22 protein-coding genes are annotated in these 24021 nt (G+C 46.9%); 10 read left to right on the top strand and 12 right to left on the bottom strand.

Annotated features, from left to right (window positions below; all coding sequences use genetic code 11):
• Positions 1 to 178 precede the first annotated feature (178 nt).
• The 8 genes from carA to EJV45_RS18080 all read left to right on the top strand — a co-directional run bounded on the left by carA (position 179) and on the right by EJV45_RS18080 (position 6724).
• Positions 179 to 1291: a glutamine-hydrolyzing carbamoyl-phosphate synthase small subunit gene (carA, locus tag EJV45_RS18115; protein WP_129717997.1), complete on the top strand. Its 1113-nt coding sequence runs from the start codon at positions 179 to 181 to the stop codon at positions 1289 to 1291.
• Between the two features lie 105 nt (positions 1292 to 1396).
• Positions 1397 to 2164, top strand: coding sequence for an ABC transporter ATP-binding protein (locus EJV45_RS18110; protein ID WP_129717995.1), 768 nt, complete (start codon positions 1397 to 1399; stop codon positions 2162 to 2164).
• A gap of 10 nt (positions 2165 to 2174) precedes the next feature.
• Positions 2175 to 3266 carry an ABC transporter permease gene (locus EJV45_RS18105; RefSeq protein WP_129717993.1) on the top strand — a complete coding sequence of 364 codons (1092 nt, stop codon included), beginning with the start codon at positions 2175 to 2177 and terminating at the stop codon, positions 3264 to 3266.
• A gap of 70 nt (positions 3267 to 3336) precedes the next feature.
• A complete protein-coding gene (locus EJV45_RS18100; protein ID WP_129717991.1) occupies positions 3337 to 3735 on the top strand; it encodes a hypothetical protein in 399 nt (132 codons plus the stop codon).
• Positions 3736 to 3795: 60 nt separating this feature from the next.
• Positions 3796 to 4278, top strand: coding sequence for a hypothetical protein (locus EJV45_RS18095; protein WP_129717988.1), 483 nt, complete (start codon positions 3796 to 3798; stop codon positions 4276 to 4278).
• A gap of 61 nt (positions 4279 to 4339) precedes the next feature.
• Positions 4340 to 4837, top strand: a complete 498-nt coding sequence (locus tag EJV45_RS18090; RefSeq protein ID WP_129717986.1) for a hypothetical protein — start codon at positions 4340 to 4342, stop codon at positions 4835 to 4837.
• Between the two features lie 168 nt (positions 4838 to 5005).
• Positions 5006 to 6298, top strand: coding sequence for a phosphopyruvate hydratase (eno, locus tag EJV45_RS18085; protein WP_129717984.1), 1293 nt, complete (start codon positions 5006 to 5008; stop codon positions 6296 to 6298).
• A gap of 126 nt (positions 6299 to 6424) precedes the next feature.
• Positions 6425 to 6724, top strand: a complete 300-nt coding sequence (locus tag EJV45_RS18080) for a septum formation initiator family protein (protein WP_129718107.1) — start codon at positions 6425 to 6427, stop codon at positions 6722 to 6724.
• Here EJV45_RS18080 and EJV45_RS18075 read toward each other — a convergent pair.
• Positions 6721 to 7338, bottom strand: a complete 618-nt coding sequence (locus tag EJV45_RS18075; RefSeq protein ID WP_129717982.1) for a trimeric intracellular cation channel family protein — start codon at positions 7336 to 7338, stop codon at positions 6721 to 6723. The genes EJV45_RS18080 and EJV45_RS18075 overlap by 4 nt on opposite strands.
• 41 nt (positions 7339 to 7379) lie before the next feature.
• Positions 7380 to 9464, bottom strand: coding sequence for a hypothetical protein (locus tag EJV45_RS18070; RefSeq protein ID WP_129717980.1), 2085 nt, complete (start codon positions 9462 to 9464; stop codon positions 7380 to 7382).
• A 103-nt stretch (positions 9465 to 9567) separates the two neighbouring features.
• On the opposite strand from EJV45_RS18070, the gene EJV45_RS18065 reads away from it, so the two are divergent.
• On the top strand, positions 9568 to 10218 hold the full coding sequence (locus EJV45_RS18065; RefSeq protein ID WP_129718106.1) for a murein L,D-transpeptidase family protein: 651 nt from the start codon (positions 9568 to 9570) through the stop codon (positions 10216 to 10218).
• A 42-nt stretch (positions 10219 to 10260) separates the two neighbouring features.
• On the opposite strand, the gene EJV45_RS18060 is transcribed toward EJV45_RS18065, so the two are convergent.
• Both EJV45_RS18060 and EJV45_RS19680 read right to left on the bottom strand, forming a co-directional pair.
• Positions 10261 to 10926: a class I SAM-dependent methyltransferase gene (locus EJV45_RS18060; RefSeq protein ID WP_129717978.1), complete on the bottom strand. Its 666-nt coding sequence runs from the start codon at positions 10924 to 10926 to the stop codon at positions 10261 to 10263.
• A gap of 73 nt (positions 10927 to 10999) precedes the next feature.
• A complete protein-coding gene (locus tag EJV45_RS19680; protein ID WP_240755340.1) occupies positions 11000 to 11218 on the bottom strand; it encodes a hypothetical protein in 219 nt (72 codons plus the stop codon).
• A 360-nt stretch (positions 11219 to 11578) separates the two neighbouring features.
• Between EJV45_RS19680 and EJV45_RS18050 the strand changes: the two genes are divergently transcribed.
• A complete protein-coding gene (locus tag EJV45_RS18050) occupies positions 11579 to 11923 on the top strand; it encodes a single-stranded DNA-binding protein (protein ID WP_129717974.1) in 345 nt (114 codons plus the stop codon).
• Between the two features lie 1451 nt (positions 11924 to 13374).
• Here EJV45_RS18050 and EJV45_RS18045 read toward each other — a convergent pair.
• From EJV45_RS18045 to EJV45_RS18010, 8 genes are all read right to left on the bottom strand, one after another.
• A complete protein-coding gene (locus tag EJV45_RS18045; protein ID WP_240755339.1) occupies positions 13375 to 15432 on the bottom strand; it encodes a TonB-dependent receptor in 2058 nt (685 codons plus the stop codon).
• Between the two features lie 52 nt (positions 15433 to 15484).
• Positions 15485 to 16780, bottom strand: coding sequence for a sorbosone dehydrogenase family protein (locus EJV45_RS18040; protein ID WP_129717972.1), 1296 nt, complete (start codon positions 16778 to 16780; stop codon positions 15485 to 15487).
• Positions 16781 to 16856: 76 nt separating this feature from the next.
• A complete protein-coding gene (locus EJV45_RS18035) occupies positions 16857 to 19559 on the bottom strand; it encodes an outer membrane beta-barrel protein (RefSeq protein ID WP_129717970.1) in 2703 nt (900 codons plus the stop codon).
• Between the two features lie 145 nt (positions 19560 to 19704).
• On the bottom strand, positions 19705 to 20535 hold the full coding sequence (locus tag EJV45_RS18030) for a hypothetical protein (RefSeq protein WP_129717968.1): 831 nt from the start codon (positions 20533 to 20535) through the stop codon (positions 19705 to 19707).
• The gene (locus tag EJV45_RS18025; RefSeq protein WP_129717966.1) at positions 20522 to 20911 is read right to left on the bottom strand and encodes a GntR family transcriptional regulator; all 390 of its coding nucleotides are present in this window, start codon (positions 20909 to 20911) and stop codon (positions 20522 to 20524) included. The genes EJV45_RS18030 and EJV45_RS18025 overlap by 14 nt, the downstream gene beginning before the upstream one ends.
• A 10-nt stretch (positions 20912 to 20921) precedes the next feature.
• On the bottom strand, positions 20922 to 21776 hold the full coding sequence (locus tag EJV45_RS18020; RefSeq protein ID WP_129717964.1) for a hypothetical protein: 855 nt from the start codon (positions 21774 to 21776) through the stop codon (positions 20922 to 20924).
• Entirely contained in the window at positions 21760 to 22623 is an 864-nt protein-coding gene (locus EJV45_RS18015; RefSeq protein WP_129717962.1) for an ABC transporter ATP-binding protein, read from the bottom strand. Before EJV45_RS18015 ends, EJV45_RS18020 begins: the two co-directional genes overlap by 17 nt.
• Positions 22624 to 22758: 135 nt before the next feature.
• Positions 22759 to 23994, bottom strand: coding sequence for an NADP-dependent isocitrate dehydrogenase (locus tag EJV45_RS18010; RefSeq protein WP_129717960.1), 1236 nt, complete (start codon positions 23992 to 23994; stop codon positions 22759 to 22761).
• Positions 23995 to 24021 lie beyond the last annotated feature (27 nt).

The following is a 24021-nucleotide window of genomic DNA, read 5'->3' as shown; positions in this document are numbered from 1 at the left end:
TCGTGCTAAAAGTATTTAACTATATTGTTTTCTGCTTTCAGATATGCTACCTAAATACTATCTTTGTACCCCGAAATGAACGGGTTTGATTTTTACCTTTCCTGCGTAAAACCTTCCGGCCAAAGGCCTTCCAAATGGCTTTTTTCTTTCTTTTTACCGATTAATTTATTGACAAAACATGACTAACTACACCAAGTTACCTGCAGTATTATTATTGGCCGACGGAACTGTCTTTCATGGAAAGGCCGCCGGAAAGATCGGCACCACAACCGGTGAGATCTGTTTCAATACAGGCATGACCGGATACCAGGAGATCTTTACAGATCCATCGTATTTCGGACAGATCATGGTAACAACGAATGCTCATATCGGTAATTACGGCATTCATAAGGAAGAGATCGAATCCGGTTCGATCAAAATAGCTGGCCTGGTTTGTAAAAACTATAACATTTTGTATAGCCGTAAAGAGGCATCGGAATCGATCCAGGACTATTTTCAGAATGATAACCTGGTAGCGATTTCAGATATTGATACCCGTGCACTTGTACGTCATATCCGCGACAAGGGGGCAATGAACGCCATCATTTCTTCTGAGATTACAGATCTTGAAACGCTTAAGTCAATGCTGGCTGAAGTGCCTTCTATGGAAGGGCTGGAACTGTCTTCACAAGTCTCGACAAAGGAACCCTATTATTATGGCAACCCTGAAGGATCACTGCGTGTAGCGGTTCTTGATCTTGGTATTAAGAAAAATATTCTTCGCAACTTTGACGACCGCGGTATTTACGCTAAAGTGTTCCCGGCAAAAACGCCATTTACTGAAATGGAAGAATTTCAGCCGAATGGATATTTTATCTCAAACGGGCCCGGCGATCCCGGCGCCATGCCGTATGCTGTAGAGACTTTCAGGGAAATTCTCGCTGCAGAAAAACCAGCCTTCGGGATTTGCCTTGGGCACCAGCTGCTGGCAGAGGCAAATGGTATCGGTACTATGAAAATGTTCAATGGTCACCGCGGACTCAATCACCCGGTAAAAAATGTGGTTAAAAACCACTGCGAAGTGACCTCACAAAATCATGGCTTCGGCGTTATTCCGGACGAGGTACGTGCATCCGATAAGGTAGAAATCACCCACGTTAACCTGAATGATCAGTCTATCGAAGGAATCAGGGTTAAGGGTAAGCCTGCATTTTCTGTGCAGTATCACCCTGAATCATCTCCGGGCCCGCACGATTCGCGCTACCTGTTTGATGACTTTGTTGACCTGATGACAGGGAAATTGAGCTGGTAAAACGGCGGAAGCCGATCAGGGGACAGCATATACTGTTTTTGAAGCGCAGGGTTATTTGACCCTGCGCTGTTCCATTATCCTGAAAAGCTTCCTACCTTTAAACGTATGGGCGAGAAGCAGGCAATGATCCGGGTAACCGACCTGGTGAAAAAATATGATGATTTTACGGCGGTAAAAGGTATTTCTTTTGACGTCTACGAAGGGGAAATCTTTGGGCTTCTCGGACCGAACGGTGCCGGGAAGACAACCACGCTTGAAATTATTGAAACGCTGCGTACCAAAACATCAGGAGCGGTTCATGTGAACGGTTTTGCTGTTGATGAGGATGCGCATGCAATCAAACAAATTATCGGCGTGCAGCTTCAGGCAGCCGGTTATTATCCCAATCTGAATCTTGTTGAATTGCTGGAGCTTTTCTCCGGTTTGTACGGAGTAAGGGTAAAGCCGATGGATATGCTTGCAAAGGTAAATTTGCAGGAGAAGGCAAAGGCAAAATACAAGGCCCTGTCTGGCGGGCAGAAACAGCGGTTTTCGATTGCCACAACGCTTATAAACTCGCCAAAGATCATTTTTCTTGATGAGCCGACTACCGGACTCGACCCACAGGCCCGCCGTAATCTCTGGCAGCTGATCGGTGAGATCAGAGACAGCGGTACAACGGTTGTGCTGACAACGCACTATATGGATGAGGCCGAGCAGCTTTGCGACCGCGTAGCCTTTGTTGAACGTGGTGAAATCATTGCGCTTGATACGCCTGACCAGCTCATCGACAACCTTCTTCAGGCAGGTTTCGAACGTAAAAAGGAAGTCAAACGAGCAAATCTCGAAGATGTGTTTATTCACCTGACGGGCCAGGAATGGCGTGAGGGCTAAAAATTATACCATGCAAAAAGCCTACAGCAATACAACTGCGACACTGGCCCTCGCAAAGGCGAGCTTTCGCTCTATTTTGCGCAGTCCTTCAGCCGTGATCTTTACCCTGGCCTTTCCGCTGATCTTTATTCTTGTGTTCGGTTTTCTGAGTAATGGGGGGATCCGCGTAAAGGTTGGCATTGTTCCGGGCTCCCACCTGGCAAACCCGGTCATGAAGGGATTGAAGGAAATTGACGTCATCAGATTGATCACAGATAAAAGCGCGGCAGAACTTGAGCAAAGTTTGAAAAAGGGCCATATTGATGCGCTCGTCGGCGTACATAAAAATGCCGTTCCGGGCCCTGCATACCGTGCAGATGTAAAATATACCTCGGCGTCGGCAGATAAAGGCAATATTTTCCGTTCCCTGCTGACAAACCTGATGTACAAGTTAAATATGCAAAATGCAAAGCCGAGCCTTGCAGAGCTGCGGGAACAAACTATAAAGGGCCGGGTTTACAGGACCATTGACTTTATTCTCCCCGGTCAGCTGGGTTTCTCGTTATTGAGTACAGGCGTGTTCGGTACCGCTTTCGTGTTTTTCAGTCTCAGGCAAAACCTCGTTATCAAGCGATTTTTCGCGACGCCCGTGCGGCGGTCGAGCATTGTACTTGGAGAAGGTATCGCAAGAATCGGCTTTGCCCTGCTGGGAGCCTTATTTATCATTCTGGTCGGTCACTTCTTTTTTCACTTTACGCTGGTACACGGCGCGGTAACTGTGATCAATATGCTGATCCTGTCCTTTCTCGGTGTGCTTGTCTTTATGGGGTTTGGCTTTGTTGTTTCCGGGCTCGCGCGAAGCGAAAGCACCATTCCGCCCATATCAAATATCATTACGCTTCCGCAGTTTCTTCTCGCCGGAACATTTTTCTCGATTGAAGCTTTTCCTGAATGGTTGCAGCCCCTCAGCCGGATTCTTCCGCTCACGTATCTGAACGATGCCATGCGCCTGGTAGCTTTTGAAGGCGCCGGGTTATGGGACGTGAAAATCCAAATTCTGATCCTGCTGGCATGGGGTGTGGCCATTTATGCCCTGGCGGTAAAAACATTTAAGTGGGAATAACAACTCAATTTTTCAGGTCCTGTAGCGTTCGCAGCATGCCCGGCGTTCCTGTCGGTATAAAATAAACTGAATGAAAAAGCTGCTCTTATCTGCCCTCATTTTTTGCTGTATCGCTGTAGGCTGTACAAAAACCGACGTGCCGGCCGCACCTGAAGAAAGCATATCACCAATTGTCAAGACAGACCTGCCCACCAGCGTAAACTCGCTTGACCCGCTTCAGTTTAACGTATATCATATCGTGTTTAACGGCTGCGGCCGGTTTCAGCGCGCAGACACCCGGGTAAACGGCAAGACTGTTACCGTTCGTTTTCTGGCTGTCTATGCCGACCAGATGTGTACCATGGACATTCCTACGCGCATAACGCCCTATACCTTTATTCCAAAAGAAAAAGGAACGTATACGTTCAGGTTTCGTTCAGGAAATCCTCAGAAAGAAGAATACATCGAGGAGCAGCTTGAAGTCAGGTAATCCGGCAGCTGCCAACCTTTTTTGCGCTTATGTGTTATAGAGATAACAATCTCGTTAAACATGAAAAAAGTCTTTTTTGCGGCCGCGTGTGCTGCGGCCATTGTCGCAGGCTGTAACCGCAGCGAAAAACCAACTGCAGCCAGCGAACTTGCTGACAGTTCTACCGCTACAAGCTCATCACCAATCGAAAGCTCAACGTGTTATACCTATATAAAAGGTAAAGACACTGCGCAGGTGCACCTGGTAACAAAAGATCTCGCTGTAACCGGCCATATGCTTGTTAGTTTCTATGAAAAGGACCGCAATTCGGGATCTTTAACAGGGAAGATTATGGGCGATACAATCATAGCCGATTACAAGTTTATGTCTGAAGGAATTGAATCTGTGCGCCAGGTTGCTTTTCTGAGGAAAGATGGGAAGCTGATTGAAGGTTTTGCGGAAATGGAAGAAAATGAAGGGAAGATGGCCTTTAAGCAGTCAGCGAAACTTCAGTTTGATGGTAAGTTCCCCCTGACGGAAACTGAATGCCCGACAAATATGTAAACATCACATAGCGGCCGTATACGAAATTATGCGGCGATTCGTTTTAATGGAAGGAGGCAAGATGCTCATACAGAATGAACTAAGGAATGAAGAGATAAACGTGTTGAGCGTTCCTGTGCACTATCCCAAAGAAACGCTTCTGCGAAGTAAATTACGGGCATCCTGGAAAAAAGGAATTTTACTGGTCGTGGTAGCGTCGCTGCTTGCCGCAGGTTTTTTCAGCCTGTTTGATTTTTCGAACTTTGCCCTGCAGTTTATCATGACCCTGATTATTTTTTCAGTGCTTGGATACGTACTTGTTGCCTGGTCTGTAAAAAGAGAGTCGGAGAAATTACGGAACATGCAGCTGGAACTGGAACTTAGCGAAGACGGTGTCAGTTTTGTAAATCATACGCAAAACAAAAGAAGTTCCTTTAGCTGGGATGCTGTGCGTGCTACCTATACGCCGGGTAAAGACTGGGAATTTTTCTTTCCGCGAATCGAGAAATATGCGTTCATCTCTGAGAAGATGCTCACCGAGCGTAAACACAGCAAGATCCTTTCCTGGTCAAAGCATTAAATGTGCCCATTCATTTGTCGGCCGCGTTGTAATGTGCTGTGTTAATGAACTTTTTCTTAATTTTCCACTCGCAAAACTGATTATTTAAAATTTATTATAACTTTGAATCGAAACTTAGGAGTGTGTAAAAAATACACTAAGTGATTTATTCAACAAAAATCAAATAGAATGAGTTCAATAATTAATGTCCATGCCAGACAGATCCTCGACTCAAGGGGAAATCCGACCGTCGAAGTAGAAGTAGTTACCGAAGCCGGCGCGATGGGAAGGGCTGCAGTACCTTCAGGTGCCAGTACCGGAACACACGAAGCAGTTGAATTGCGCGACAACGACAAAAAAACTTACATGGGTAAGGGTGTTTTAAAAGCCGTTGAAAACGTAAACAGCAAGATCTCGAAAGCACTTAAGGGCATTGAAGTATCTGAACAAAACCAGATCGACAAGATCATGATCGATCTTGACGGTTCTGAAAATAAAGGTTCCCTTGGCGCCAACGCCATTCTTGGTGTATCATTGGCAGCGGCTAAAGCGGCTGCGCAGGAGAGCGGACAATCGCTGTACCGGTATATTGGCGGTGTGAACGCAAATACGCTGCCTGTTCCGATGATGAACATTCTGAACGGCGGTGCGCATGCAGACAACAAAATTGACTTTCAGGAATTTATGATCATGCCGCTTGGCGCATCGTCTTTTTCTGAGGCCCTGCAAATGGGAACAGAAGTATTCCATCACCTGAAAACGGTTTTGAAGAAAAAAGGATATTCTACGAACGTTGGTGATGAAGGTGGCTTTGCTCCAAACATCGGATCAAACGTTGAAGCCATTGAGACAGTATTGACTGCTATTGAGGCAGCTGGTTACACGCCGGGTAAAGACATCTGGATTGCTATGGATGCTGCTACTTCTGAAATGTACGATAAAGAGAAAAAGACATACAGCTTCCATAAATCATCGGGCGAAGTGTTGACTTCAGCTGAAATGGTAAAATATTGGGTGGATTGGGTTGAAAAATATCCGATTATCTCTATCGAAGACGGTCTGGACGAAGATGACTGGTCAGGATGGGAAGCATTAACCCTTGCTATCGGCAATAAGGTGCAGTTGGTTGGCGACGATTTATTCGTGACCAATGTTAAACGCCTGCAGACTGGTATTGATAAGAACATTGCAAACTCAATTCTTGTAAAGGTTAATCAGATCGGTTCCCTTACAGAAACAATTAATGCGGTATCCCTTGCTCAGATCAATGGTTATACCTCGGTAATGAGTCACCGCAGTGGTGAAACTGAAGATACAACGATTGCCGATCTTGCTGTAGCCCTAAATTGCGGTCAGATCAAAACGGGTTCCGCATCGCGCTCAGACAGGATTGCAAAATACAATCAGTTACTGCGTATCGAGGAAGAACTGGGAAGTTCGGCACGTTTTATCGGTAAAGACTTCAAGTTTCTTAAGAAATGATCATCCGCAAGTCTTTAGGCTGTGGATAAGTTGAAAAACTGATTTCCAAAACATCCGTAGATTTTAAAATCTTCGGATGTTTTTTTTATTTATGTTTGTACGTCAATCGCAATTCGTATGAAAAGTATCAAAAAGATGGTCGACCTGCTCCGGAATAAATATTTTCTGGCTACGCTCGTTTTTGCCGTATGGATGTTGTTTTTCGATCGCAATGACATCGCCTCCCAGTATGAATATGGCCGTCAGGTAAGCAAGTTGCAGGAAGAAAAAGATTTCTACGAGAAGGAAATCAAACAGGTAAAAAAAGATCTAAACGAGCTAAACACCGATCTGCAGACTGCAGAGAAATATGCGAGGGAGCGTTACTTTATGAAGAAGGACAACGAAGATGTCTTCGTCATTATCCGCGAAAATAAGGAAGACTAACTTCTGAAATAGGAAGCGGGAAGCGAAAGTTTGTAGCGGACAACGACTACACGCAGTCCAAAGATGAAGGCAATCACGATAACCTTGGCAACGTCTGCCTTCAGGTTGAAATAAACAAGTATGAAATAAAGAATACCGCCGAGTATGCATACGGTGGCATAGATTTCTTTTCTGAAAACCAGGGGAATCTGGTTAAGCAACGTGTCACGAATAATGCCGCCGAAGCATCCCGTAATGGTTCCGAGCGCCACACACATCCCCGGCTCGAGGCCGAAAACGATGCCTTTCTGCAGGCCAAGCATGGTGAACAGCCCCAGACCCATACTATCGAAAACAAAGAGTGTTACCTTAAACTTCTTAATATGGGTTTTAAAATAGATCGTAGCAAGTGAGGTGAGCAGAATAAGCAGACAGTAGTTCACGTCGCGCATCCAGGCTACGGGTGTGTCGCCAAGCAGCAGGTCCCGAACGGTACCTCCGCCGATAGAAGTCACAAAGGCAATGATCAGCACGCCGAAAGGGTCCAGGCGTTTCTGCATGGCTGCAAAAGTTCCCGATATCGCAAAGGAAACGGTTCCTAAAATTTCAATGATCTCTGAGGTGCTGAATTGCATGCAATGAATATAAGCATAAGAAAGGGGAACTTCTTTGAACCCTAAACTGCGCCGTTTCTTTTTCTTAACAGCCATTCAGCGCTTAAAAGGAGAAGGATGATAAAAAAGATCGTTTTAATGCCTACTGGCTCTTCGTAACGAAGGTTCTCGTAGCTGATCGTTTTAATTTCTGGATTCTTTTCAATTTCATCAAAGATCTGTGCAAGATCAGCAGGCTGAAACAATTTACCACCGCTTTGTGAGGAAATGCTGTTTAGCAACTGGTGATCTGCTATTGCCTGTCTGTATTCGAGTTGCGTTGAGCTTACAAAAAAGCGACCGATAAATGCATATTTCTTACTCTTGTAAACTGCAGATGCCTGAAATGTATAATCTCCAAGGGGAAAGGTTCCTGCATCAAGCTGGTATTGCCCCGCCGATGGTGCGAATGCGAAATTATAGCGCCGCCCCTTATCGTTCTTTACCTGCAGGCTGATGTCTGCATCAGCAATAGGTTTATAGCTGTCGTCATATAAGTTCGCACTGAATGTTACATGCTCAGACTCGTCAAAGCCAGGTTTCGAGACAGTTACCCGCAACTTGCGCTTGTCATCTTTTATGCTGAGGTATTGTGCAGACTTTTGAATAAGTTCATTGAACAGTGGTGCAGATTCATCCTCCCGGGCTTCGGTCAGACGCCAGCGCCACAATCCTTCACCGATAAAAAATCCTTTTTTCCGGTTTTGCTCCATTGCGAAAAAAAGCATTGGTACACCGGTTTCCTCGCGGCCATTGCGCCGGTAAAGTACGGGAACTGCCTGGCCGGCGACCTGGAGATTGACAGAGGGAAACTGAAGTGCATCGAAATTTTTAAGTTTCGCTGCTTTAACAGGATCAAGTTGGAACGATGTACCGGCGGGCGCCAGATACGGGTAGGTTTCCTGAAGACTTGCCCCGCCTGAAGAAAAACGCACGATTGTCTGAAGACTGTTGAGAGCCGCAAGGTCCGTTTGCGCACCGGCGAAATGCCAGACAGGAACCGTGCTCTTCTTTACTTTTTCAAGAAAACCTTTGCCCGCAGACGGCTGCGCCGGAAGCTGGTAAAGCAGGATCAGGCTATAGTCGGCCGGATTCAGACCCTCCAAATCATCTGCCAGCGCTAATTTTACCTCATAATGTTTATTTGCTTCAAGGCTTTGCCTGATGGCTGTCAGGTCGGGATGGGGCATTGCTGAGGCTAGCAAAATCTTTTGCCTGCTGTCAATAACTTCCACGAAAAACGAGTGGCTGTTGTTCTTCGTCGTAACCTCATTCGCCAGATGAGGCAAGCTTACCGTATACTTATGAATCCCGGGTTTTACAGCACGAATCTTCAGCACAATTCGTTGGTGCTCTTCGTCTTTTTTGATTTGTATTGTTTTACTGTCCAATTCCTGATTTCGTTCTGAAACTGCCAGCCTGAAGGTTTCTCCGGCGGTTTTATATGCATCTAAACTGACTTCAACAGTAAAGACATTGTCCAGGTAGGTGATGTCATTAGCGAGTACATCGCTGATCGCGATGTCGCGCCGGATCACAGGGTTGCCCAGCGCAATCGTATAAACGGGAGCCCGTAATTGAGACAGCTGATACTGGGGATTCCCGCCCCGGTTAAAGATGCCATCTGTGGCCAATACAATTGCGCCTACGTTGCGGTTCATTAGCCTGTCAGAAAGACCTGCAGCCATTGTTGCAGCGTCTGTTGCAGCGCCGGCTGATTTGAAATCGAATCCCGCACCGGTTTTGTCGTTAAAGTGTACGACTTCGACCATGTATTTTTCTGCGAGTCGTGTTGCAAGCGCACGGAAGTCTTTCGCATACTTCGTACTATCAAAACCGGCAGAAGGGTATTGCGTTACAGATCCTGAATTATCCTGTACAAGCACGATAAGGGGTTTTTCAAGGTCATAGCGCAGGGTCCGATAGGGTGGCAAAAACAAAAGCGAACCAATGATTGCAATGGCTGTTGTACGGAAGGCTGCCAGCAGAAGGCGATAGCGTAAGCTTAGGTTTTCCGGACGGCCGTAAAGCAACCAGGCGTAGAGTAGGCCCGCTGCAAGACTTAAAACTACAACAATAAAAGAATGCAGGGAAAACAGGTTGTTCATCGCTATTCCGTAAAGATGCTAAAATTTGCTAACTTGCTGAACAGTGCTCATTATGAAATTCGGCCCCCTCGTCACTATTCTTTTGTTCATTTTTACACAATCAATGACAGGCCAATCATCATTTAAAACCAGGCAGCTGCAATTTAATCGCGTAAGGCTGGCTTATGATCAGGTTTGGCCCGAATTGAGAAGTGGGTTGCAAAAGACCGGGGTGGACGGAGCATTTGAGATGTTTATCCGGGCTTTCAAAGCGGAGGGGAAACTCGAGTTGTGGCTAAGGTCAGCAGGACAGCAGAAGTTTAAATTGTTTCGCACATATAACTTCTGCGCTCATTCCGGTAACCCTGGACCGAAGATAAAAGAAGGTGATCTGCAAACACCCGAAGGGTTTTATTACATCAACGTTTTTAATCCTGAAAGCCTTTTTCATTTGTCGTTAGGCATCAATTACCCAAATGCTACCGATCTGAAGCGAAGTGCAGGACAGTCGCCGGGGGGCGACATCTATATTCATGGAAATTGCGTTACAGTTGGATGTATTCCGCTGACTGATGAAAAGATCCGCGAAGTGTACGTGCTGGCGGTTGAAGCAAAAGCCTGCGGACAAAATGAAATTCCCGTCTATATTTTTCCCTTCCGGATGAATGGCCCGAATTTAGAAGAATACTCAAATAAATGGCCCGCCTGGAAAAACTTCTGGAACAGCCTTGTGCCGGCGTACAGGTATTTCGAAGAACGGAGAATGCTGCTATAAGCGTATCGGCCGCTGGCACCCTATATACCGCCAAGACTTACCTCACCCGAATCTCATTACATGAAACACCCTTTCGACCGATTCGCCCATCTTATTTTGGAGGTGCTCAGTAAAAGTTGTGGCGTCTTTAACATGGAAGCCTGATTGGTGCATAAGGGCGGCGGCTTTTTCCTGGTCGTAGAGTTTGAAACCATATTGAGTAAACGGCAGTTGCGTCATAAAACTGTGATCTGCAAATCCCAGGCAGAGCGCGCCTCCCGGTTTTACGACCCGCCTGATTTCGGCCGCATATTGCAGCGGTTGTTCCCAGAAATACACTGTGTTGACTGAAAAGGCACAGTCGAATATTGAGGGACCGAATGGCAACGATAGGCCATCTGTTAGCAGAAAGGCCAACTTCGAGGCAACAGGATGTTTAGCGTTCAAACGCTGCGCTTCGTTTACCATGGTTTCAGAAATATCGACACCCGTATAACGCAGATCCTGACACGCCTGAAAGAGGTAGTCCAGATGACTGCCGTTGCCAAAACCTATTTCTAATACATGGGCACCGGGTGTGGGAGCAAGGGTATCGACAGTTTTCCGGATCATATTGGTGTTATGCTGTTCCATGCCGATAGCGGTTCTGAGACCATTTTCTCCGTCCGGACATCGTAACTGTCTGGCAAGCTCCCGGTTTGTTGATTCTTCATTGGACAGGACATTCATGTGTCAAGTTTTTCCTGAAGATCGTAAAATACATCGACAGTGAATCTCACTTCCGGATTTTTTGCACACCGCCCTATCGTTTTGAACCGTCGTCCCTGACCAGCAAGATATGATCAGACTCCAGTCCCAGGTAACCCTGATCATAACAGAAGATATACTGATGCCCCTTACGGGTAAGGTAAGTATGTGTGTGATACTGAAAATTGAAGCCTGCTTTCAACAAAACAGCCCTGTTGACAACGATTTTACCCTGCGGATTCAGCTTCTCAAGCACTTCACGATTTTTCTTCAAATGTGCATTGATCTTTCTGACAGCGGGCTGGTAGCCAGGTTTATGGCGATTGTTGTAATTACTACGGCATTGATCATCACAAAATTTTTTATCTGCCCGTCCGGTCAAAGGTTGATTACAGTCCCGACAAGTATTCATGTTAAGAAAATTTATTAAATATAGAGAAATAAATCTAAAGTTTTTGCTCTTTTATATCAGGATAATAGCCTTTGGTATCCGGGTATATCCGTTTATATCCGGATATAAACGGATATATCCGGATAAACTCCGGCTAAGGCTTTCAGGTGTTCGCACTTTTGTTCTGTCGGCAGCAGTTGCCTGCCGGTCGTTAAACATCCGTTCACTAAAAATTTTAAAAACATGGAAACTACAAAAAACAGCCTCCGCATCATGGGTCGTACAGGGTCTGACTTACAGGTTATCGAATTAGCAAACAACAAAAGGCTTGCTAAAGTCAGCCTCGCAGTCAATGATTACTTTGGTCCGACAGGGAACCAGACAAAACAGACAGACTGGTTTAATTTGCTCTTCTGGAATGACCAGGTTGCACTGGCCGAGCAGCTGATCCGGAAAGGCGCAGCCTATCAGGTGGAAGGCAGGGTGCGGGTTAACACCTATGATGGTCGGGACGGTATTAAACGGTCTTCTATAGATGTTCACGTACATGAGATAGAGGAAGTACTAAACGCTGCAAGAGAAGATTAGTGCGGGTTGGTTGTATGGGCGTCGCGGCCCTGGATGGGGCCGCGACATTTTTGCCAGCGTTGGGATAGGAGCCGGGCGCCAGGTCTGCAGCAGGTGTTTGAGCCGCGGAATTTTGCCGGGATTAGGACGAGCACCCTGAGTCGCGTCCATGTTATACATGTGCGTGCTAGGTCACCGTTCTCCCGTCTTTCCGGATTTACAATCCGGAAGCATGAGCAGCGGATTTTTAATCCGCATGTAATCACAGTTTGATTACAGCTGGGTGCTGGTGCGAGGAGCGATTAATATAAATGAGCGCTTCAAGGCGTGGCCAGCACCGGTAGGTCCGGAAAAGCAAAAAAGAAGAGAAGATATTATTTAGGTTGGTTGTATGGGCGTCGCGGCCCTGGATGGGGCCGCGACATTTTTGCCAAGGTTGGGATAAGAGCCGGACGCCAGGTCTTCAGCAGGTTTTAGAGCCGCGGCATTTTGCAGGCATTAGGACGAGCACCTTGAGTCGCGTTCATGATATACATTTGCGAACTACTCATCGGCCTCTCGTCCTTCCGGATTTACAATCCGGAAGCATTGAGCAGCGGATTTTCAATCCGCACGTAATCACAGTGTGATTACAACCGGCAACAGGTTGCTAACAGTCACTAATATAAAAGAGCATAGAAAGGCTTGGCCAGCGCCGTGAGGTGGAGGAAAAGCAGAAGAGAAGGTATTATTTAGGTTGGTTGTATGGGCGTTGCGGCCCTGGATGGGGCCCCGACATATTTGGCAGGGTTGGGATAGGATCCGGACGCCGCGTCTGCAATAGGAGTTTGGGCCGCGGCATTTGGCGAGGTAGGATGAGCACCCTGAGTCGGGTCAATGATATACGTGTGCGTGCTACGTAATCATCCTCTCGTCCTTCCGGATTTACAATCCGGAAGCATTGAGCAGCGGATTTTTAATCCGCAGGTAATCACAGTGTGATTACAACTGGCACCTGGTTGCGAACAGTCACTAATGTAAAAGAGCATAGAAAGGCTTGGCCAGCGCCGTGAGGTGGAGGAAAAGCAGAAGAGAAGATATTATTTAGGTTGGTTGTATGGGCGTCGCGGCCCTGGATGGGGCCGCGACATTTTTGCCAGAGTTGGGATAAGGTTTCGGAGCCAAATCTGCAGCAGGTGTTTGAGCCGCGGCATTTGGCGGGGTAGGATGAGCACCCTGAGTCGGGTCAATGATATACGTGTGCGTGCTACGTAATCATCCTTTCGTCCTTCCGGATTTACAATCCGGAAGCATTGAGCAGCGGATTTTTAATCCGCAGGTAATCACACCGAGATTACATCTGGTGTTTGGTCGCAGGAAGCCGCCAATGTAAAAAGCCTGAAAAGCGCGACCATGGCTTGCCCCATCAACCTAACCAGACAAAGATCAAGGTTGCGTTCGGCACTGTTCTTCTTCGCGCGCAGTGACCCTGATCAGAATTGATAAGTTAAACCTGCATAATAATTGCGTAATGCTGCGGCATTATAATACCGCTTGCCAAACGCATTTAAATCGTTGCCAAGGCTGTATTTCTGATTTAACAGATTATCAGCACCGGCAAATACATTCAGATTCATTTGGCGGATTCGTAACACCGTGCAATTTATCCGTGCCTCGACCAAATGATACCGCGCCGCAAAATCTGTATTGGCGTCATCGAGTGGAATGGCTGCTGTATAATTGTGTTGAACAAAAAAATCAGTCCGCAGCGGAAGAAGGAGATGAAGACTATTCACAACAACCCATTCAGGAACGCCTGTAAGTCTGTTACCGGAATAATCCGCACTCCCGCTTTGATAGCTGCTGAATGCAAAATCGCTATAGGTAACCGCCGTACGCCATTCCAAACCTCTGATCACCTGATGCGCATTGGGATTAACCAGCCAGCCGTTTCCTTGAAATTCTATCCCCTGTTGCCGCGTGCCGCCCGCATTGATGAAATACTCCTGGTCGTTTTCGGTCAGCCGGCGGACGATCGCCCTGTTCAACCGGTAATCAAATGCGGCAATATCAAAACGCCAGCGCTTCGACGGGCTCTGATACCGGAAACCAACCTCGTAGTTGTCGCCGGACTCTGCATCCAGCGCTGTATTGATTTGGTTATCTGATGCGCGCACTTCCGCAATTGTCGGCGTAGAATATCCGCGGGCAGCCGAAGCACGTAGAGCAAGTCCGGGCATGACCAGGTATGACAAGGCCAGCCGGGGCATAAATTTCGGATCAAACCTGCGGTTGTTTTCATTGCTGAGGGCGGGAAAATAGGTCTTATAATCGTAACCATACCGGTTCAGGCTCACACCCAGCTCAGCCTGGAGGCGTTCGCCAAATTCAGCGCGAAGATGTGCAAAGACAAACGACTGGCTTGCCCGAAGTGCGTCATCTGCCATCAATGAAGTCGCCGTTCCTTGCTCATTCTGGTAGTTTATTACGCGCGACCCTGTCACAAGGTGTTCAGCGCCGGCGTGCAGGTTCAATTTGGTCGATCCAAGTTCCTCTGCGTACGCCAGATACGTCCGGAAACCGAACGTTTGTTCTTTGCGCTGCTCATAGTTTGTAATGAATGGATTCCGGAAGTCAGATGCAGAAGCAAAAACTGCAGCTACATGTCTGAGTTTCTTACTCAGGGATGCTTCATTGCTGAGCCCGCCAAAGAAAGTCCGGTTATAGATTGCCGCACGCTGGGCCTCTGCCCCCGGGTTCGGACCGGCTGCCGGCCGCGCCGCTGCAGGATTGGCTAGGTATTGAGCGGCGGTAAGTCCGCCCGGTGTTTGATAACCCAGATCAGAAAAGACGACTAACGCTTTCAGCCGGTCATTTGCTCCGATATTCACCCACGGGGCAAGCTGCACGAACTTGCGGTCCATCGCGCTGTTATCCCGGTAACCCTCGCTCCTCTGCCAGGCCTGCCTGACCTGAACGCCCGACTTCGCCCCGGCCACATTCACATGAACGTTTTCCCGGAAAAGACCGTAGGAGCCTGCGGCAACTGAGGCAGAGAATACCGTGGGACTTTCAGCCTGAAGTGCGGGGTCAATCACGATGACCCCGCCGGAGTTAGCGCCGTATAAATCTGACTGCGGGCCTTTGAGTATTTCTATACGGTCTACTGCACTCATGTCTATGAGGTTCAGATAACTGTTTCCACCTGCATCTGTAAGCGGAAATTCGTCAAGATAAATTTTGGTGTTCCTGATTCCGAAAGGGGAGCGTAGAAGGCTGCCACGAAGCGAAAGGCGGTAACTGCCTGGCGAACGCTCTTCCATACGTACCCCGCTGATGCTGTTCATGGCACTAACGGCAGATGCTGCCGGATAATTACGCAGCTGCGCCGGATTGAGGATACCGGCCGTGGTAGCCGATTTAAGGGCAGGCTGTTTGTTCAGTCCTGAACGGATGCGCACATCTTCAAGTCGCACCGCAGTATCCTGCTGTGCCGAAACCATGGTAGCTACTCCGGTACAGGCGAGAAGAAAAAGGATAAATAATTTCATAGAATCAGAATTGCAAAATAAAAAAAAAGCGGCCGCTTCAGGGCCGCTGTATTTATTTTGCCGCTATGCGCCAGACAACGCCACTAACATCATCCGCTACAAGCAATGCGCCATTCGGTGTTTGCGCAATCCCGACCGGCCTTCCGTAGACTTCGCGTGTACCTTCATTTGCGATAAAACCCGTTAAAAAATCTTCTGCGGGTCCGCTCGGTTTTCCATTTTTGAAAGGAACAAACAACACCTTGTAACCAGAAAACGATGACCTGTTCCATGAACCGTGTTGCCCGATAAAAGCTCCGCCCTGATATTTAGCCGGGAATTTTTTCTTCGTGTAAAAGGCAAGTCCGAGCGATGCGGTATGAGATCCTACCGCCAGATCAGGAACGATCGTGTTTTTAACAAGTTGAGGATTCTGTCCCTTCAGACGCGGATCTTCATTCGGACCGAAGTAGGCAAATGGCCAGCCATAGAACCCGCCACGCTTAACACTCGTAATGTAGTCAGGCACAAGATCATCGCCTAAGCCGTCGCGTTCATTTACTGCCGTCCATAGCGTTCGCGTACCCGGAGCCCAGTCCATGCCAACAGGATTACGGAGACCGCTGCCGTAGATCTGCTCACCTGAACCATCGGGATTGAATTCCAGAATAGCTGCGCGCCGTACCTCATTTTCCATTCCATTTTCTCCTACGTTGCTGCCCGAACCGACAGATACGTAAAGTTTGGTTTTGTCGGCGTTCACAATGAGATTGCGTGTCCAGTGGTTGTTATACCCGCCTGCAGGGAGTTCAAGGACTTTTTTTCCTGCCGCTTTGATTACTGTATCGCCGGTTTTATATGGAAAGGTATAAACGCCATCTGTGTTAGCTACATAAAAGCGGTCGCCAATAATTGCCATGCCATATGGCTGGTCAAGATTGCCAAGGAAGCGCGTGGCCTTTTCGGGTACCCCATCACCATCGGCATCGCGATAAAGAACAATTGTATTTGCGCTTTTACCTGCTACCTCAGCCTGCGACTTACCGGTTGCGTCATTTTTTTCTTTCTCTTTTTTAGAGCGTTCAGAGTTCGAAAGCACAACGAAAACGTCACCGTTCGGACCGACAAGGATGTTTCTTGGGCTCTTTATGCCTGACGCAAATTTTGTTACAGTAAAACCGGAAGGTGCGACCGGCGTTTTGCCTTCAGGCCATCCGATCACTTTTGCAAATTTGTTTTTCGATGCGGTTACATCAGGAGCAGGCAGGTTAAGCGTTTGCCCTGCGCCTGTTTTTACTTGCTGTTGCGCAGAAACGCTTGCAACAGACAGAATTGTTAAGGAGATGAAACTTAGTATCGGGTTTTTCATGCGTAATATTAGTTAACGCACTTATAACGCATCCCCTGCCTTCTTGTTTGTGATCAAATGGCCTGTCAGGGCTTTGTTACTTGTATTTGTTAAGCTTGTATTGATAATTCAGTAAAAAATATTGTCTTAACACCTGATTTTCAGATAGCGTAACAGAGTTGCCGGAAGCATAACGCCAGACAGAAATATTTTGATCCAGGAGATCGTATACGGACAGTTTGATCTGCCCACGATCTTTTTTTAACATCAGCACAGAGACAGCCATGTTTAACATGTGCGCGCTTCGCTGAAAACCCTGACCTACCTGAGGATTATAATTAAAGCTGTAATTGGCATCAAAAATTACTTTTTTCGGCCACCTCAGGCTAAGATCGCCGCCCGCCGTGTGCTGATAAGTATTCACCGCCGCAAAGTTTACCTGCTCATACCTGGTCATTTGCCTTGCAAAATCGTAGCGGGCATTGATAGACAGAAGCGAGGTGTAATTGAAACTCATATTTTGGCCAATGCTGAACCGATAGCCGTTCTGTATACCTTCGTCAGCGTTCAGGAAGACAGCCCGACGATCAATGTTGCCATTCAGGTTGGTATTGATACCGACCTGCCAGTTCTGCGATTTCTTGAATTGCTTGCCGATGTTACCGCCGAAATAGCCGTTAATTCCCCCGCTCTTATTCACATAAGTAGCAGCTGTGGCTCCCGTTGCGTCTATGAGATTGCGTTGAATCACATTGTTAGATTGCATGGTGAGACTACCATAAGCATTCAGGTTTATCTGTTTTGCATAGTTATACTTGTAGATATTTGCGGACAACCTTCGGGAATGCATTGGCTGAAGGTCCGGGTTACCGGAAAATCTGTACAACTGGCTATACTGGATCGTGATTGGCTGCATCTGCGAAATATCCGGCTGACTCAAACTTTCATTGTAGTTCACAGAGAACCAGGGGCCATTTAATGACAGGGAAGGAAATACATTGTAATGATTCCGGTCTACACTCAGGCCCGTATTATAAAACTTATTAATTACCCGCTGGATGTTGCCGTTAGCACCCACACGAAGTGTATAATTTTTAGTGAGGTCAAAGCGCAGTACCGGTGTGAGGTCTTCGGTAAATGTTGTACGGCGCATGTCACTGCTTTGGTTAGCCAGAAAAAGATCATAATTCCCGGTAGTGCGGTTGCGGTCAAATAGTTCTGCCAGGTTTGCCGAGGTGCTTATGTTCACGCCGGCATAAATTTCGGCCGTTACTTTTTTCCACAGTCGCAGGTTGTAACTCATTCCCAGAACGCCGCTGCTGTTTCTCCTTCTTCCTCCATTGCGGCGGTCGAAGATTTCAGACTGGAGGTCGGCAGTATAGGAGACGAGATCGTTGTAATTGAAATTTTCCGAATCATTGGCATTAAAATTCAAAAAGTGATTAATGTTAATCGAACTGCCTTTCCGTTTCAAACGCCGGTAGAAATTGAAGCTATGGCTGAAAGATCCATTATCCTGAGCGTTTTGACCACGGCTGTTGTTGTCGCTCAGCCTGGGTTGCTGCGTATTGAAGCTTTGATTAAATCCCGAGTTATAGCTATTCGTGCTGCCTATATTTATCTTGGGCTGATACCGCAATTGCCGCATTGTGTCAGGGTTCCAGGCGATAAGTCCGCTCAGGTCGTGTTTATTCTCAAAAAGGTCCGACCGGTTACTGTAGCGGTTGCTCAAAAGCGTATTGCTGAGGGTCTGCTCCCGAAAGCCGCTGCCGACAAAGTTTCGTTCGTTATGTTTGTAGAAATACAGAAGATTCATTTTAAGCTTCTTCCCATAATTATTGTTGATATTGGCCCCACCTGCGATTACGTTTTCGAGGCCTCCGCCGCCGCTCGAGCCAAAGGTGCCGTTCCAGACCTGGTCACCGCCTGAACGGTCAAATCCGCCCATGCTGTATAACTCCTGTGTCGAAAAGCCGGTCCGGTTCAGGTTGTTTCCCATTCCGATCAGACTTATCTGTAAGGTGTCTCTGAACGTGCTCAGAATACCTCCGGCTTCATACCGGTCCCGCGTACCGCCTCCCACATACACTTTCCCAAGTGTACTCTTTCTGATCTTGCTTTTCAGCTTCAGATCGATGATCTTATTCACCTCGGTTGCGCTGAGCTTATGTTCAGGGTCATCATCACGATCGTCATAAACCTGAATTTTTGCAATCAGGTCTGCATCCAGATTTTTGGTTGCAACCTTTGGGTCATTGCCAAAGAATTCCTTTCCGTCAATCAAAAGTTTGCTGATAGGTTTTCCATTCACCAGAATGCTGCCATCCACATTAACCTGCACACCGGGCAGTTTGCGAAGTAATTCTTCCACAACCGCATTCGGCCTCGTCTTGAAGGCTTCGGCATCAAATTCTATTGTGTCTTTTTTGACGACTACGGGGCTGCCCCGCCTGATCACCACATCAGCCAGGTTAGTGCCCTGCAGCGATATCACTTTCATATCCAGGGTTTCGCCTCTGTTAAGCAACAGGTTTTTTTTGAACGACTGATACCCGGCAAACGAAATAATAAGCCGCATACTCCGGTCGGCCGGCAGGCCACTTAAGCTGAATTCTCCCTTTTTATTACTCAGGGTATACGAAATGAGACTTGAATCTTTTGCATTGACCAGAGCAACGGTGGCAAGTTCAAGCGGCGCTTTGGAAACGGTATCAGATACGGTTCCCTTAATAGCTGCTTTTTGGGCATAACTAAACAGGCTTGCAAATAGCAGCAACAGAGAGAGCGTTAATTTAGGCATGGCTGAAGGTAGGGCTTCGTTTAAGTTCTTTTTAGTGTAAGAGGATGATTTTAACAGAATTTAACCCCTGTTAACGATTTTGTTGCTAAGTTTTTAGTTCTTTTACAGCAGAGGCAGGATGTGATGTCAGGTGCTAATGATCTCCTCACTTTGATTTTACTTGCTGAGCTTGCTGAGGCGAATCCGGACGACTGAGCACTGTTGTAATCGTGGTCTTCCGTACAATTTCGTTTTCATTGGCAATAGCGGTCATGTGTGGAGGTTGTACAGATTGCGCCAGCTCAATTGAGCTCCCCCTGCCAAGCAAATACCGGACTGCCGGCCATTTCATACCGGGCTTTACGCTTTCCAGGAATGCAATATCACCAAATCGAACAAGACAGCGTTCGCCCGTGCGTATGGTAAGCGCATCAGCGCCAACCCAGTTGATATTCAGCTCGCTGTCCCGGCCAAGGTTGATATCAAGCGAATCTTTCCCCGCAAGATTTTCGACTCTGAACTTGGCATTTATTCCGGTGATGGAACGCAGTTCTTCAACTTCAATAAAAAGACTTGGATCCCAGATATTTGCTCTCCTTAAGTTACTGCTGACACGCTTTTTCTCAATACTAATGAAGAGCGAATCATTGCGAAGTATCCAGCGCAGGTTGTCTTTCAGTCCGTTGAGGATATATACCGAATTTTCTTTCCCTTGCCGGTTTGATACCAGACAGACCGGTTCCCAACTTTGCGCTTTAGACGCTGAATCGACAATCATGCTGTCTTTTCTAACGATAATGGCACCGTTTACCACAAGATGTTTAAATCTGGGTAAGCTGACCCTTGTCAGCTGATTTTTCCAGTAGTTGCTGTAGTCTGCAACGGAAACCGAAAAGTTGCCGGTTTTATATGCACCGGCCATGCGGATATTAAAAATAACGAGCGAGACAATAAACACGATGCTCGTTGCCAACAGGATCTGATTACTTTTTTTCATCTTGTTCGTTTTGAAAGTTTTTAGAAAATGATTCCCAGGCCTCGCGGATATCTTCGAAATCTATACCCATCAGGACAATTTTTCTAAGCATTACCGGAAGCTCTTCGGTGATAAATGCGTCTTTTTTTATTTTTTTTAGTTCCTGCATGGCATTGTCGGTTACAAAATAGCCCATACCGCGTTTGGTAAATATGATGTTGAGTTGCTGAAGATGTTCATAGGCCCGCATAACAGTGTTCGGGTTTACCTCGAGATTTACGGCCAGCTCCCGGACCGAGGGCACCTTGTCCCCGTCGGCCCAGCGGCCAAGTAAGATCTGGTCACTGACATAATCGGCAATCTGGAGGTAAATGGCCTGTTGATTGTTGAAATCCATTGTTGTCGGGTTAAGTAGTCGCTTCTCTGATTTTGTAAAGAATACTCAGATAAAGCGAGATGATACAAAAAATATAGAGCAGTGCCGGAATCCAGAAGATGCCCTTTGGCGCTACTACAGAAGCGCTTACGCCTGTGTAAGGGGCGTCAGGACGCTGAAGGTTAACTGACCAGTTTGTAAACGCGCTGCCACCAACGCCTGGACGGTTATAGGCGAGATGATGATCTCTCAACATTTTGGCCGTCGCGGGAGATAATTGCGGAACTTCTTTGCCCGAAAGAAGATCTATGGCCCGCTGATTTACATAGTTGATGCTAACAAACAAAGCGACCGTAAGCGCTACCGATTTAAAGAAAGCGTACTTTTTGAAAATCAGGGTGAACAACGCATTTAAGAGCATAAGCGGAAGCAACACACAGGGTAATACGACAAGCACGTTAAAGTCGGGTTCCATAAATGAGTTGATGTTGCCAATCCATTCCGTGTCTATGTAGTGGGTCAGGTATAGGGTAGGGAAGACCACCAGGCAGTAGAAAACCGGAAAAAGGACTACTCCAAATAGTATGCTCAAAAACGTTTTTTCCTGGGCGGAAGCCGGAATACTTAGTGTTTTTCTATTCTGCAGGCTGGATGTGTAGACACTAAAGACAGATGTACTGAAAATCCAGCTGGTTATAATGAGACCACCAACAAAAACCGGTGTTTGGTAATTGGGACTTAATCCATCCGGAAGCGCAAACGATGCAAATGAAAACACCACCGCCATAACTACCGGCAGGCCAAGCATGATCCAGAAATAGAACTTCCTGTTTTCGGTCCATTGAAGATTAAGCAGCAGCCAGATGCGTTTAAGCGAGAATTCCATGGTTTGTTTGATTTTGATTCAGGGCAGCCAGTATCGCTTCCTTTTCGGTTAATAATGCGTTGAAGAAAATTTCCATATCCAGTTTTGAGTCCTGTCCATTTGGATTTTTCACTACGGTTGCGTAGCCCTTTAAACCGCCCTCGGCATAAAGCAAGCCTGTTTCCTGTTGCGGGTCTACGGTGTTTTTGAAAAGCAGGCGGTTTGTAATGTGGTCTGCAGATGCACTCAGAATGATTTTTCTGTCTTTCAGCACCAGCAGATGGTCAATCAGGTTGTCAAGATCGCGTACCTGGTGTGTGCTGATCACCATAAGCTGATCGTCTTGCAGGGCCCCGGCAATCACCTTCCTGAACTGACGTTTTGAAGGGATGTCCAGGCCGTTGGTCGGCTCGTCCATCAGAATAATACGTGCGCGTGTCGCGATTGCGAAGGCAATCATTGCCTTTTTTCCCTGGCCATAACTCATCTTATCCAGCGGCTGTGCAGGATCTACATCAAACTGTTTTAGAAGAAGGGTAAAATAAGCTTTGTCGAAGGCGGGGTAAAACGATGCATATACGCCGGTGTAGCTGTTTGCAGAAAGCGATGTTGCCGGCAGCTGCTCGGGCAGGAGATAAACGGTTTGCAGGAATTTTACGCTTCGTTTTGCTGGCTCCATGCCGAGCACCGAAGCACTGCCGCTGTCTGGAAATAGCAGTCCGGCAATATGGTGCAGCAGACTGCTTTTTCCGGCGCCGTTCAGGCCAAGTAAGCCGTAAATGTGCCCCGCTTCAAGCACGAGATCCAGCTTTTCCAGAACCGGTCTTCCTTTACTGTAGGCGAAAGAGATATCAGAGAGTTTGACCATGCTAGTGTATTAGTTAAATAGTACACTGCAATTGTAGGTATATATTTTTGAATTTCAAAAAAAGAATTAAAAAAATATGATATAAAAAAACGCCCCCGTGTAAACGGGGGCGTCTTTTAATTATTTTCTCGTTTTTTACGCGAGTTTTGCCTGCAGATTCTCGTCGATAGCCGCAAGGAACTCTTCAGTATACAGGTAATCACGACCGTGTTCTACTTTGTTTCCGTGAATACAAACCGCGAGGTCTTTCGTCATTTTTCCGCTTTCTACAGTTTCAATACAAACCTGCTCAAGTGTCTGGCAGAATTTGATTAGTTCTTCGTTGCCGTCCAGTTTACCACGGAACTCAAGTCCACGGGTCCACGCGAAGATTGAAGCAATCGGATTGGTTGACGTAGGTTTACCGTTCTGGTGATCACGATAGTGGCGGGTAACCGTTCCGTGTGCAGCTTCAGCTTCCATCACTTTGCCATCCGGCGTGATCAGGGTAGAAGTCATCAGACCCAATGAACCGAAGCCTTGTGCCACGGTATCAGACTGAACATCACCGTCATAATTTTTACAAGCCCAGACAAAATTTCCATTCCATTTCAGTGCTGAAGCAACCATATCATCGATCAGGCGGTGCTCGTAAACCAGGTTATTCTCGTCGAAGGTTGCTTTGAATTCATTCTGATAAATTTCTTCAAAGATGTCTTTGAAGCGGCCGTCGTACTTTTTGAGAATGGTGTTTTTGGTTGAAAGATACAGCGGCCATTTTTTCATAAGCGCCTGGTTGAAACATGCGCGGGCAAAACCCCTGATACTTTCGTCTGTGTTGTACATAGCCAGTGCAACGCCGTCACCTTTGAAGTTATAAACTTCGAAACTTTGCGCTTCGCCGCCGTCTTCAGGTGTAAAGGTTACAGTCAGTTTACCTTTACCTTTGGTCACAAAGTCTGTAGCGCGGTACTGATCGCCGAATGCATGACGGCCAATGCAGATCGGCGCAGTCCAGTTTGGTACCAGGCGCGGTACGTTGCTCGTAACAATCGGCTCACGGAATACGGTTCCGTCCAGAATATTGCGGATGGTGCCATTCGGCGACTTCCACATTTGTTTTAGCTTAAATTCTTCCACACGTGCTTCATCAGGAGTGATGGTTGCACACTTGATACCTACACCATATTGTTTGATCGCTTCTGCCGCATCGATCGTAACCTGGTCATTGGTTTCATCCCTGTACTCGATACCAAGGTCGAAATATTTAATATCGAGCTCAAGATATGGCAGGATCAGTTTGTCTTTTATGAATTTCCAGATGATACGGGTCATTTCGTCCCCGTCCAGTTCTACAACCGGGTTGGCAACTTTGATTTTTTGTACTGACATATATGGAATTTTTAAAATTTTAGTAGT

It is taken from the genome of Pedobacter sp. SYP-B3415 (assembly GCF_004138205.1).
Lineage (GTDB): Bacteria > Bacteroidota > Bacteroidia > Sphingobacteriales > Sphingobacteriaceae > Pedobacter.
Note: the sequence above shows the minus strand (reverse complement) of the source record. Positions and strands in the feature narration are given on the sequence as shown.